This window comes from Rhizobium chutanense (genome assembly GCF_002531935.1).
Classification (GTDB): Bacteria; Pseudomonadota; Alphaproteobacteria; order Rhizobiales; family Rhizobiaceae; genus Rhizobium; species Rhizobium chutanense.
Genome location: NZ_NWSV01000002.1, coordinates 313,910 through 325,414, shown reverse-complemented (window position 1 = coordinate 325,414; position 11,505 = coordinate 313,910). Strand labels below are relative to the sequence as shown.

Annotated in this window: 12 protein-coding genes; 2 read left to right on the top strand and 10 right to left on the bottom strand. The window is 60.0% G+C overall.

Annotated features, from left to right (window positions below):
* The 4 genes from CO666_RS04125 to CO666_RS04110 all read right to left on the bottom strand — a co-directional run bounded on the left by CO666_RS04125 (position 1) and on the right by CO666_RS04110 (position 3,507).
* The gene (locus tag CO666_RS04125) at positions 1-189 is read right to left on the bottom strand and encodes a hypothetical protein (RefSeq protein WP_097610864.1); all 189 of its coding nucleotides are present in this window, start codon (positions 187-189) and stop codon (positions 1-3) included.
* Positions 186-1,127 (bottom strand): carbohydrate ABC transporter permease, encoded by a 942-nt coding sequence (locus CO666_RS04120; RefSeq protein ID WP_097610863.1) that lies wholly within the window; start codon positions 1,125-1,127, stop codon positions 186-188. The genes CO666_RS04125 and CO666_RS04120 overlap by 4 nt, the downstream gene beginning before the upstream one ends.
* The gene (locus CO666_RS04115) at positions 1,124-2,071 is read right to left on the bottom strand and encodes a carbohydrate ABC transporter permease (protein ID WP_097610862.1); all 948 of its coding nucleotides are present in this window, start codon (positions 2,069-2,071) and stop codon (positions 1,124-1,126) included. Before CO666_RS04115 ends, CO666_RS04120 begins: the two co-directional genes overlap by 4 nt.
* 101 nt (positions 2,072-2,172) lie before the next feature.
* Positions 2,173-3,507, bottom strand: coding sequence for an ABC transporter substrate-binding protein (locus CO666_RS04110; RefSeq protein ID WP_097610861.1), 1,335 nt, complete (start codon positions 3,505-3,507; stop codon positions 2,173-2,175).
* A gap of 265 nt (positions 3,508-3,772) precedes the next feature.
* Here CO666_RS04110 and CO666_RS04105 point away from each other — a divergent pair, with 265 nt between their 5' ends.
* Entirely contained in the window at positions 3,773-4,795 is a 1,023-nt protein-coding gene (locus CO666_RS04105) for a LacI family DNA-binding transcriptional regulator (protein WP_097610860.1), read from the top strand.
* Between the two features lie 74 nt (positions 4,796-4,869).
* Here CO666_RS04105 and CO666_RS04100 read toward each other — a convergent pair whose 3' ends face one another.
* From CO666_RS04100 to trxB, 6 genes are all read right to left on the bottom strand, one after another.
* A complete protein-coding gene (locus CO666_RS04100) occupies positions 4,870-5,670 on the bottom strand; it encodes an aminoglycoside phosphotransferase family protein (protein WP_097610859.1) in 801 nt (266 codons plus the stop codon).
* A gap of 73 nt (positions 5,671-5,743) precedes the next feature.
* Entirely contained in the window at positions 5,744-6,868 is a 1,125-nt protein-coding gene (locus tag CO666_RS04095) for an alkene reductase (protein ID WP_097610858.1), read from the bottom strand.
* A 25-nt stretch (positions 6,869-6,893) separates the two neighbouring features.
* Positions 6,894-8,060 carry an MFS transporter gene (locus CO666_RS04090; protein ID WP_097610857.1) on the bottom strand — a complete coding sequence of 389 codons (1,167 nt, stop codon included), beginning with the start codon at positions 8,058-8,060 and terminating at the stop codon, positions 6,894-6,896.
* 1 nt (position 8,061) lies between these two features.
* On the bottom strand, positions 8,062-8,355 hold the full coding sequence (locus tag CO666_RS04085) for an ArsR/SmtB family transcription factor (RefSeq protein WP_097610856.1): 294 nt from the start codon (positions 8,353-8,355) through the stop codon (positions 8,062-8,064).
* Positions 8,356-8,908: 553 nt separating this feature from the next.
* On the bottom strand, positions 8,909-9,805 hold the full coding sequence (locus CO666_RS04080) for a LysR family transcriptional regulator VtlR (RefSeq protein WP_097610855.1): 897 nt from the start codon (positions 9,803-9,805) through the stop codon (positions 8,909-8,911).
* Positions 9,806-9,827: 22 nt separating this feature from the next.
* Positions 9,828-10,802, bottom strand: a complete 975-nt coding sequence (gene trxB / locus CO666_RS04075; RefSeq protein ID WP_097610854.1) for a thioredoxin-disulfide reductase — start codon at positions 10,800-10,802, stop codon at positions 9,828-9,830.
* A 232-nt stretch (positions 10,803-11,034) separates the two neighbouring features.
* Between trxB and CO666_RS04070 the strand changes: the two genes are divergently transcribed.
* A complete protein-coding gene (locus CO666_RS04070; RefSeq protein ID WP_097610853.1) occupies positions 11,035-11,502 on the top strand; it encodes an Lrp/AsnC family transcriptional regulator in 468 nt (155 codons plus the stop codon).
* The last annotated feature ends 3 nt before the right edge of the window (positions 11,503-11,505 follow it).

Here is an 11,505-nt window from a genome sequence, read left to right as displayed (position 1 = left end):
TCACTCCGGGAAATGGCTGACGACGACGAACATCACTGTGCCCACAAGCGTCACGATGAAAGAGTAGGAGTAGAGCGACAGCGACAGGGGCTGCATCAGCATGACGACGCCGAGCGCGATCAGGATCGACGCCACCATTTCCCATGCATCGCGGCGCAGGCGAAATAACCGATTGAGAAACGTCGTCATTTGCGTACCGCTCCGAAGGTAATGCCGCGCAGGAGATGTTTGCGAAGCAGGATCGTGAAGACCATGACCGGAACCAGGAAGATGGTGGCGCCGGCGGCGACGGCGGGCCAGTCCTGGCCGCTGACGCCGATGATCGTTGGGATGAACGGCGGCGCCGTCTGGGCATTGCCTGACGTGAGCAGCACTGCAAAGGCGTACTCGTTCCATGCGAAGATCAGGCAGAAGATCGCGGTCGATGCGATGCCGGTGACGGCTTGGGGCAGCACGACCTTGTAGAAGGCCTGGAAGCGCGTGTAGCCGTCGATCAGTGCCGCCTCTTCATATTCGATCGGGATTTCGTCGATGAAGCCCTTGAGCAGCCAAACCGAGAGAGACAGGTTGACGGCGGTGTAGAGGAGGATCATGCCGGCATGCGTATCGCTGAGGCCAAGCGATCGAAACATCAGGAAGATCGGGATCGCGACGGCGATCGGCGGCATCATACGCGTCGAAAGAATGAAGAAGAGAAGGTCGTCCTTCAAGGGCACCTTGAACCGCGAGAAGGCATAGGCTGCCGCCGTACCCAGCGTGATGCACAGGACGGTCGAGCCAAATCCGATGATCACCGAATTATAGAAGCGCTCGGCAAAGCGCGAAGCGCCGGTAATGACAACGCCCTCTTTACGGACAAGTTTATCATACCAGGTCGTCGGCTCCCCAAGCGCCTTGAGTTGATCCTCAGGCACGCGGGTCCGGGTCGTAAAGAGGTTGACATATCCCTCGACCGTCGGCTGGAACACCATTTTGGGCGGGTAGGCGATTGCATCCTCGGGGGATTTGAAACCGGTCCCGATGATCCACAGCAGCGGAAGAAGGGTGACGACGGCGTAGAAGACGACCAGAATACCGGCAACCCACTTCTGACGCCCTGATGGTTCGGTTACGGAATAGCTGCTCATCGTTGTTTCACCTTGTTCAGGGCTTTGACGTAGATCGACGCAAGGCCAAAGACGGTGACGAAAAGAATGACGGCGTAGGCGGATGCGTAACCGGTTCGCCATTGCTCGAAAGCGGCGCGCTTCAAATTGATCGAAGTCAGTTCGGTGATCGATCCCGGGCCGCCGCCGGTCAGTTGAACCACGAGGTCGAACATCTTGAAATTCTCGATGCCGCGGAAGAGGACGGCCAGCATCAGGAAGGGCAGCACCATCGGGATGGTGATGGTCCAGAACTGTCGCCACTTGCTGGCACGGTCGCATTCGGCCGCCTCATAGATGCTGTCTGGGATGGAGCGCAGTCCCGCAAGGCAAATCAACATCACGAAGGGCGTCCACATCCAGGTGTCCACGATGACGATGGCCCACGGCGCCAGCGAGGTGCTCGCGATCATCGAGAAGCTGGAAGGGTCGTTCCCTGTGAGGAAGCCGACCACGTAGTTGAACAGGCCGATTTGCGGCTGGTAGAGGAAGGTCCAGAAGTTGCCGACGACCGCCGGGCTCAGCATCATCGGAAGCACGATGATTGTCGTCCAAAGATCGTTGCCGCGGAACTTCTTGTTGATCAGATAGGAGAGCGAAAAGCCGATCAGCACCTGCAGCACGATGGTCCAGATCAGGAAATGAGCGGTGGCCTGCATGCTCTGCCAAATATCGTTATCCGTCAGGATGTTGATGTAGTTCCGCAAACCAACGAACTCGATCGGCGCGTTGGGCCGGTTCACCCTAAAATTCGTGAAACTGAGCCTGATCGTCCAGATCAATGGAAAGATGTTGATGGCGAGCAGCAACACGATCGAGGGTGCTACGAAGAGCCAGGCGAGGGCGCGATCGGACAGGCCTCTGACGCGGGCCGCGATTGCGGGCGGAGTCGCGCTGGCGACCCGATCGATCGGTGAATGGAGCATGTTCGTCTCCTTGGCATGAAAATGGTGGTGTGCAGGGCCGGCTCGGTCCACATGGCTAGCCCTGCGCGACGCTCACTGCTGGGAGGAGGCAGGCGTAAGCGTCAGTATTTTCCGTCGTCCTCGAAGACGTCCTTCCAGTCCTTCACGAGACCGTCGAGAGCATCTTTTGCGCTGCCCTGGTTTGCGACCACATAGTCGTGGAAGCGTTTCTGCGATGCCTGGAGGAGAGAGGCGTAGGCAGGTTCGGCCCAGAAGTCCTTCACGATCGCCATGGAATCGAGGAACGGCTTGGCATAGGGCTGGCTGGAAGCGAAGCTCGAGTCTTCCACGACCGCCCGGAGCGCCGAATAGCCGCCGAGCTTCCACCATTTCTGCTGGATTTCGGGTTGCCCGAACCACTTGATGTAGTCGAGTGCTTCCTGCTGTTTGTCGGAGGCCGCGACGACGGAAATGCCCTGGCCGCCGAGCTGGGCAAACTGCACGCCCTTCGGGCCGGCGGGATTGGGGAAGTAGCCAGACTTGTCGCCGCCGACATTGCCATCGGCGTTGATCCCCGGCCAGGTGAAGGTGAAGTTCATCTGCAATGCGACCTGGCCTGATTTATAGGCGTCGACGTCCTGGGTCATGTAGGCGTCGGAATGGCCGGGTGGCGTGCAGCAATCGTAGAGCTTTTTGTATTCTTCAAGCCCTGCAACGGCATCCGGTGAGTTGACGAAACCTTCGAGATCGTAGGGCTTCTTCGGGTTCTGATATTCGAAGCCGTAGCTGTAGAGCGCATTCATGGCGCCCATGGTGATGCCTTCGGAGCCCCGCTCCGTGTAGATCGCCGCGCCATAGACCTTCTTGCCGTCGATTTCACGCCCCTGGAAGAACTGGGCGATGTCGGTCAGTTCGTCCCAGGTCTTCGGAATCCCGAGATCCCGGCCGTATTTCTTCTTGAATTCGGCCTGAAGCTCGGGACGTGAGAACCAGTCCTTGCGGTAGGTCCATCCGACCACGTCGCCGAAGGCCGGCAGCGCCCAGTAGTTTGGCGAGTTCTTCGGCCACTCGGCATATCCGACGACGGTCGCCGGAATGAAATCCTCCATCTTGATTCCTTCCTTGTCGAAGAAATCGTTGAGCTTGACGTACTGGCTGTTCTCGGCGGCGCCGCCGATCCACTGGCTGTCGCCGATCAGCAGGTCGCAGAGCTTTCCGCCGGAATTCAGTTCATTGAGCATGCGGTCGGCGAAGTTCGGCCAGGGCACGAATTCGTAATGCATCTTGTTGCCGCTTTTGGCTTCGAAATCCTTGCTGAGTTCAACCAGCGCGTTGGCAGGATCCCATGCCGCCCAGCAGAGCGTGAGGTCTGCGGCCTGGGCATGCGAAGCCGTACCTGCGGACACGGCAATATACATCCCGGCAGCCAGTGCCGAGTTCGTCAAAAGAGACTTCATGACTGGGATCCTCCCGTTGAGCCTCCCGACCTCCATCGAGAGGGGCAAGTGAAAAACTGTTGCGGCGAGGGCGCATATGCAGGGCGCGCCGCGACCTGAGTTTTATCGACTGTCCTTTCCGGCCTGGCCGTAAAGGCCGCCGTAAACAATTCATAACTGAGGTGCGCACCTCAGTGCAAGCAAATTTTGAGGTGCGCACTTCAATTCTTGCATTTTTTGTTTTTTTGAGAGAAACGTGAACGTCCAAATCGCATCAGGAGCCTCTATGCGGCCAACGGCAAAAGATCTTGCGGAAGCCGCCGGCGTCAGCCTCGCGACCGTCGATCGCGTCTTGAACGACCGCCCGAACGTGAGCAGGAAAGCTGTTCATAGCGTCCACGAAGCCATTGAACGGATTGGCTTTATTCGCAACCCGGCGGCTGTAAGCCTGGCGCGCAACAAAAGCTATCGGTTCAGATTCGTCCTGCCCAAGTCAGGCGATCTTTATCTTCGCGAGCTTTTGCGGCGGGTGAGGGAGTTGGGGCAAGCCCTCAAGGGCGATCTCACCGATATCGATTATGTTCAGATCCCCACCGACGACGCGCATGGGGTGGCGAAGTATCTTGCCGGAATAGGTGAGGAAGAGCTCGACGGGGTTGCTTTGATGGCTCCGGAGTCGCCCCAGGTGCGCGATGCCGTGGCGCGACTGCTCGAACGAAACATCAGGGTTGTGCAGTTTCTGTCCGGCCAGGAAAAGCTTCCCGCGGCCGATTTCGTCGGCGTGGACAATTTTGCGGCTGGGGCGACCGCCGGAAAGCTGATCGGCACATTTGCCTGCCGGAAGCCGGGCAAGGTGATGGTTGTCGCAGAGACGATGCAATCGCTCGACAGCATCCAACGCCGGCACGGTTTCGATACCATAATTAATGAACGATTCCCGTTCCTGAGGGCTCTTCCTTCGATAGAGACGCATGCGGACGAACGGCGCGCGAATGAGATCATCGGGCGCATGCTCGAAAACAACAAGGATATCATTGCCGTTTATGTTCTGAGTTCGGAGGCGCGCATTCCGCTTTCGGCAACCGCTGCAAAAGTCGACCTCGTCAACCTCGCGGTGGTCGCCCATGAGCGTACGCCGTTCAGTGAGGAAGCCTTGCGCGACGACCGCATCGATGCCGTGATTGCACAAGATCCCGGGCACGCGGTGCGAAGTGCAATCCGCATCATGCGGGCTCGCACCGATGCGCGGGAGCCGCTGGCTGAACAAGAGAGAATCAGGATCGAGGTCCTTCTCAAGGAAAATCTCTAGAGGAAGCAGTCCGTGGCCAGGGAGATCTTCTCTTGAGGTGCGAACATCATTTGGGGCCTTGAATTGGCAATCGTTTAGATCTGAAGCTCGGCCAGCGCGATCCGCGCGACCGTCAAAGCGGTCTCGGCCTGCTCGATCTTGGGATCGCCGAGGAACCAGGCGGCGGAAAGGCCGGAATAGGCGGCGATCCATTGCAGCAGCCGCTTTGGCTCGAGCCGGGCCTCGGCAGAGACGATGGTGAGCTGGCGGCGGAAGCGAGCGGGGTCGGTGATAACAGGCAGTTCCTCGTTGGCGAAGATATTGGCGAAATCGAAGCCGCGCTCGCCATGGAGCCGCTTCGGATCGATCGCCAGCCAGCCGCGCGCCTCGAAATCGAGGATGTTGCCGTGATGGATGTCGCCGTGGAGGACGGCGAGGTCGCGCGGATCGGCAAGCAGGGCATTGGCGACAGCCGAGCAATCGGCAAGCGTGCCGCCATATCTGCCGGCGGCCGGTTCGAGATCGCGGAACCAGCGACTGAGGGGGATGGGATCGGGAATCGGTTTTTGGCGCGGTGCATGCAGCCGTGCCGCGGTGCGGCAGAGGATGCGGCTCGCTTCGTCATCTTCGCCGTCCATCGCCATGGCAAGCAGCGAGCGTTTGCCGGTTGCCCGTTCCAGCAATACGGCCTCGCCCTCGTGGGCATAGACATGCGCTGCGCCGTCGCCGTCCCACCATTGCATCAGCAGCGCGCCATATCGCTCGTCGATATCGGTGGCGACCTTCAACATGGCAGGCCTCTTCTGCCAGAGGACCGGCAGCAGGCGGCTCGAATGGGTGATGATGGGCTCGCCGTCCGAAATGAGCGACCAGCGATCGAGATAGGGAGCGAACATGGCGTTCTATATAGGGATACTGAATGCAGAAATCCCGCCTTTCGGCGGGATTTCGTCGTTCCTATCGAAAGACTCAGGCGACCTTTTCAAGAGTGGGATAGTCGACATAGCCCTTGGCGGTGCCGCCGTAGAAGGTCGACTGGTCGGGCGTGTTGAGCGGCAGGTTCTTCGCCAGCCGTTCGACGAGATCGGGATTGGCGATGAAGGGCTTGCCGAAGGCGACGAGATCGGCGCGGCCGCTTTCGGCGGCGTCGATCGCGAGATCGCGGTCATAGCCGTTGTTGACCATCCAGTTGGCCTTGCCGCCGGCCTTTTCATAGGCTTGGCGCAGCGCCTTATAGTCGAAGGAGGGGTTGTCGCCCTGCTTGTAATCGCGCTCGCCGCCGGTCTGGCCTTCGACGATGTGGATATAGGCAAGGTCGTATTTGGCCAGCCTCTCGACGACGTGGGTGAAGGTCGCCTGCGGGTTGGAATCGTAGCTATCGTTCGACGGCGTGACCGGCGAGATGCGGATTGCGCTGCGGCCGGCGCCGATTTCCTTCACCACGGCATCGACGACCTCGAAAGTCAGGCGCGCACGGTTTTCGATCGAGCCGCCATAGCGGTCGGTTCGGTCGTTGATGCCGTCGCGCATGAACTGATCGAGCAGGTAGCCGTTGGCGCCGTGGATTTCGACGCCGTCGAAACCGGCATCGATCGCGGCGCGGGCGGCCTTGCGGTAATCATCGATGATGCCGGGAATTTCGGCCGTTTCGAGCGCACGCGGCTCCGACGTATCGGCAAAGCTGCCGCTGCCGTCGGCATTGACCAGATAGGTCTTGGACTTGGCGGTGCGGTTGGTCGAGGAGACCGGCTTGCCGCCGTCCGGCTGCAGCGTCGTGTGCGAGATACGGCCGACATGCCACATCTGGACGACGATCTTGCCGCCGGCGGTGTGAACGGCATCGGTCACGCGCTTCCAGCCGTCGAGCGCTTCCTTGCTATAGAGACCAGGCACGTTGGCATAACCCTGGCCCTGATGGGTGATCGGGGTCGCTTCGGTGATGATCAGGCCCGCGGTGGCGCGCTGGCGGTAGTATTCGACATTGAGGTCGTTCGGGATCGCGCCCGGCGAGCGGTTGCGGGTGAGCGGCGCCATGACGATGCGGTTCTTGACTGCGATGTCGCCAACCTTGGTGGGTTCGAAAAGCTTGGCCATGATGGTCCTTTCTTTTGCGGGAGGATCACTCGGCAGGGGCGAGGGCGGCCCGGCCCCTGGCGGAGAGATAGGTGAGCGCCGTAGCACCGAGGCCGATCAGGGCCATCAGGGCTGCGGTGAGTGGGACGCGGGTGAGATCGAAGCCGGCATCGATGACCAGGCCGCCTGCCCAGGCGCCGAGCGCATTGCCGGTGTTGAAGGCGCCGATATTGATCGTGGAGACAAGATTCGGGGCGTCCTTGCCGAAGCCGACGACGCCGACCTGAAGCGCCGGCACGGCGGCAAAGCTTGACGTCGCCCAGAGGAAGAGGGTGATCTCGGCCGGGATGAAGAAGCGGCTCGTATAGCTGAAGGCAAGCGAGGTGACGGCGATCGCGGCGAAGACGCCGGCAAGTGTGACGCCGAGGCGCCAATCGGCAAGTTTGCCGCCGACGAGATTGCCGACGGTCAGGCCGAGGCCGATCAGGAACAGCGTCCAGGTGACTCCCTCAGGCGAAACGCCGGTGACCTCACGCAAGAGCGGCGCGATATAGGTGAAGAGGGCGAACATCGAGGCGGCGAAGAAGACGGTCGTGGAGAGCGCCAGCCAAAGGCCGCCATTCCTCAGTGCCGCGATCTCGCGCAGGATGCTGCCGTTTTCCTGCTGCTTATCCCTGGGCAGGATGGCGATCAGGCCTGCTATGGTGACGATGCCGATGACGGTGACGACGCCGAAGGTGGCGCGCCAGCCATAAGCCTGGCCGATCGCGGTGCCGAGCGGCACGCCGAGGACATTGGCGAGTGTCAGTCCGGTAAACATCAGCGCGACGGCGCGGGCTTTGCGGTCTTCGGCGACCAGTCCGGCGGCGACGACCGAGCCGATGCCGAAGAAGGCGCCGTGGCAGAGCGCGGTCACGATGCGGGCGATCATCAGCACCCAGTAATCGCTCGCCAGAGCGCAAAGCAGGTTGCCGGCGATGAAGAAGGCCATCAGCGCGATCAGGGCGGTGCGGCGCTTCAGCTTTGCCGTGGAAATGGCCATGACGGGCGCGCCGATCGCAACTGCCAGCGCATAGCCGGTGACCAGCCATCCGGCTTGCGGGATGGTCGCCGAAAGATCGGCCGCGACTTCCGGCAGCAGACCCATGATGACGAATTCCGTTGTGCCTATCGCAAAAGAGCTCAAGGCAAGGACGAAAAGGGCGAGGGGCATATTAGAGATCCTGTGCCAGCTGCTTGAGGAATGCAGCGATCGTTTCTTCGTTGCGCTTGTAGAAGATCCATTGGCCAACGCGTTTGGTCGTGACGAGGCCGGCGCGATGCAGCGTTCCCAAATGGGCCGAGACAGTGGATTGCGACAGGCCGCAGCGCTCGAACTGGCTGGCGCAGACGCCCATCTCGAAGGGGTGCTCCTGCGAGGGGAAATGTGCCTCGGGATTTTTCAGCCAGCTCAGAATGTCCATCCGGGTGGGGTGACCGAGTGCCTTGATGATCTCGTCTTTGTCCATCGTTGTTCGCCGAATTATAAATCGTGTCTGGTCGATATATTGATCGTCGGACTTCGATATGCAAATCACGGAGGCGTGAGGCGGCGAATTTTATCGAATGAGCAAAATTTGGGCAAAAAAAGAGGGCCACCGGAAAACCAGGGCCCTTGTAATTGTGAAGGTCAAAAACCTCCAGAGGGGAACAGCTAATGCGGTGGTACTGGGAGAGAAACCACAAGATGCATCAGCTGAGAGAGATATGGTGCTTCCCTAGGCAGGTTTCAATGCTTTTTTGTGCATGTCTGCTATGCGCCGCACAATTTTTTTGCGGTGCGGTATTTTCCTGAGGGGGCAAGGCAAAAAAAGAGGGCCACTGGAAAACCAGGGCCCTTATAAGTGTGAAGGTCAAAAACCTCCAGAGGGGAACAGCTAATGCGGTGGAACTGGGAGGAAAAGCCACCATGTGCATCAGCTATGTGCGATATGGTGGTTTATTGGGCAAACGGCAACCCTTATTTGCGCATGCCAGTCATGCGCTTTCTGCATAGTATGCAAAACGTCGACAATTCAGGGCTTAAAAGTTCCAGTTTCTGGCCTTGCTGACGATGAAATCGCGGAAGGCTTTCAGCTTGGCGGCGTTCTTGATTTCATCAGGATAGCAGAAATAGGTGTCGAAAGAGGGGACGTCGGCATTGATTGCCAGCTGAATCAGGCCGGGGTCGCGGCCGACGATATAATCGGGCAGGCATGCGACGCCGATTCCGAGCAGGCAGGCGCGCTTGATCGAGGTCTGGCTGTTGATCTGCAGATGCGGGATCCGCTTGTTGTCGGACGAGCGGCCGGCGACTTCGAGCCAGTTGACGTCGAGCAGGTAGCTCGGCGCCGGCTCGCCGAAGGTGATGATGCGGTGATTGTCGAGATCTTCGATCTTCTGCGGCTCGCCATGGCGATTGATGTAGGAGGGGGCCGCATAGACGTGCATGTGCACGGTGAAGAGCTTGCGCTGGATGAGGTCGGATTGCTGTGGCTGGCGCAGACGGATTGCGCAGTCGGCATGGCGCATGTTCACATCCACTTCCTCGTTGTCGAGGATGAGCTGGATCTGCACATCGGGATAAAGCTGCAGGAATTCCTGGATCTTGTCGGTCAGCCAGCCCTGGCCGAGACCGACCGTCGTCGTCACGCGCAGCTTGCCGGACGGCGTCTCATTCGTCTCGGTGAGCTGCATCTTCACGGTTTCGAGCTTCAGCAGCACGTCATGGGCGGTGCGGTAAAGCAGCTCGCCCTGTTCCGTCAGGATCAGGCCGCGCGCATGGCGGTGAAACAGCTTGGTGCCGACATCCTGCTCCAGCGCGCTGACCTGGCGGCTGATAGCGGATTGGGACAAATGCAGTTTATCCGCCGCATGCGTGAACGAACCCGCCTCGGCAGCTGCGTGAAAAATACGCAGCTTGTCCCAATCCAATGGCATTCCCCCACCCCTCATGCCGATCTTACTCCGCTGCCACGGCGACAGGCATGTGCCCCGTCAGATATCGCTCGGCTTCAAGGGCGGCCATGCATCCCAGGCCGGCGGCCGTGATCGCCTGGCGGAACGTATCGTCGGTCACGTCGCCCGCGGCATAGACCCCCTCCAGGCTGGTCGCGGTCGAATCCGGTGCGGTCCAGAGGTAGCCGTTGTCCTTCAGCTTCAGTTTGTCCTTGAAAAGCTCGGTGGCCGGCGCATGGCCGATCGCAACGAAGACGCCGTCGACCGGCACTTCCGTGATCGCGCCGGTGCGCACGTCACGCAGGCGCGCGCCGGAAACGGACGGCGGCATCGGGGGCTTTGCCGGCGTACCGGTGATCTCGGCGACTTCGGTGTTCCACACCACCTTGACGTTCTCCTTGGAGAACAGGCGTTCCTGCAGGATCTTCTCTGCCCGGAAAGAATCGCGGCGGTGCACCAATGTGACCGATTTCGCAATATTGGAGAGATAGAGCGCTTCCTCGACGGCGCTGTTGCCGCCGCCGACCACGATCACATCCTTGTTGCGATAGAAGAAACCGTCGCAGGTGGCGCAGGCCGAAACGCCGAAGCCCTGGAAATGCTGTTCGCTCTCGATGCCGAGCCACTTGGCCTTGGCGCCGGTGGCGATGATCAGCGTATCTGCAGTCCAGACCTGGCCGCTGTCGGTGCGGGCGACGAAGGGGCGCTGGTTCATGTCGACTTCGGTGACGAGGTCGTTGACGATCTCGGCGCCGACATGTTTTGCCTGCTGCAGCATCTGCTCCATCAGCCAGGGCCCCTGAATCGGATCGGCAAAGCCCGGATAGTTCTCGACGTCGGTGGTGATCATCAGCTGGCCGCCCTGTTCGAGACCGGCGATCAGAACCGGCTTCAGCATGGCGCGCGCGGCATAGACTGCGGCGGTATAGCCTGCTGGTCCGGAACCGATGATGAGCACCTTGGTGTGGCGGGCAGGCATGTCATTTCCTTTCGACTGGGCAGGAGGGCGGCGGCTAGATGGAGATTACGGCCGTTTCGCGGTCCATGCGCCATTTATGAACGTCCAATGCTTTTATTCAAGGGCAGCCTTGCGTTACCAACAAGGCAAATCGCCCGGATGTGCAAGAATCCGTCATCGGCGTGAAACATTCTTGCGTATTCCGCCGCTTTATATAGAAGCTCCCCGCGGAGAATTAAAGAAAGGCAATGATGTGGGTCGCGCCGAGCTCGACGTCATCGACATAAAGATACTCCGGGAATTGCAGGCCGATGGCCGCATGACCAATGTGGAGCTCGCCGATCGCGTCGGCATCTCGGCGCCGCCCTGCCTGCGCCGAGTGCGCAAGCTTGAGGAAGCCGGCATCATCGAGGGCTACCACGCAATGCTGAACAGCCCGAGGCTCGGCTTCGATCTGGTCGCTTTCTGCATGGTCGGCCTCAAGCACCAGTCGGAAGGCAATCTCAAGGCATTTGCAGCCGCCACAGCCGAATGGCCGCTGGTGCGCCAGGCCTGGATGGTCTCCGGCGACAGCGATTTCCTGCTGCATTGCGTGGCTGAAAATCTCACCCATTTCCAGGATTTCGTCATCGAGATTTTGACGGCGAACGAACATGTCGACACCGTGCGCACCATGCTGACGATCCGGCAGGTGAAGAAGCTCGGACTGGTGGAAGTCTGAAGC

Excerpts from the sequence above, each read along its gene's own strand:
- CO666_RS04125 (WP_097610864.1), bottom strand. The coding sequence starts at position 189 with ATGACGACGTTTCTCAATCGGTTATTTCGCCTGCGCCGCGATGCATGG.
- CO666_RS04120 (WP_097610863.1), bottom strand. The coding sequence starts at position 1,127 with ATGAGCAGCTATTCCGTAACCGAACCATCAGGGCGTCAGAAGTGGGTT.
- CO666_RS04115 (WP_097610862.1), bottom strand. The coding sequence starts at position 2,071 with ATGCTCCATTCACCGATCGATCGGGTCGCCAGCGCGACTCCGCCCGCA.
- CO666_RS04110 (WP_097610861.1), bottom strand. The coding sequence starts at position 3,507 with ATGAAGTCTCTTTTGACGAACTCGGCACTGGCTGCCGGGATGTATATT.
- CO666_RS04105 (WP_097610860.1), top strand. The coding sequence starts at position 3,773 with ATGCGGCCAACGGCAAAAGATCTTGCGGAAGCCGCCGGCGTCAGCCTC.
- CO666_RS04100 (WP_097610859.1), bottom strand. The coding sequence starts at position 5,670 with ATGTTCGCTCCCTATCTCGATCGCTGGTCGCTCATTTCGGACGGCGAG.
- CO666_RS04095 (WP_097610858.1), bottom strand. The coding sequence starts at position 6,868 with ATGGCCAAGCTTTTCGAACCCACCAAGGTTGGCGACATCGCAGTCAAG.
- CO666_RS04090 (WP_097610857.1), bottom strand. The coding sequence starts at position 8,060 with ATGCCCCTCGCCCTTTTCGTCCTTGCCTTGAGCTCTTTTGCGATAGGC.
- CO666_RS04085 (WP_097610856.1), bottom strand. The coding sequence starts at position 8,355 with ATGGACAAAGACGAGATCATCAAGGCACTCGGTCACCCCACCCGGATG.
- CO666_RS04080 (WP_097610855.1), bottom strand. The coding sequence starts at position 9,805 with ATGCCATTGGATTGGGACAAGCTGCGTATTTTTCACGCAGCTGCCGAG.
- trxB (WP_097610854.1), bottom strand. The coding sequence starts at position 10,802 with ATGCCTGCCCGCCACACCAAGGTGCTCATCATCGGTTCCGGACCAGCA.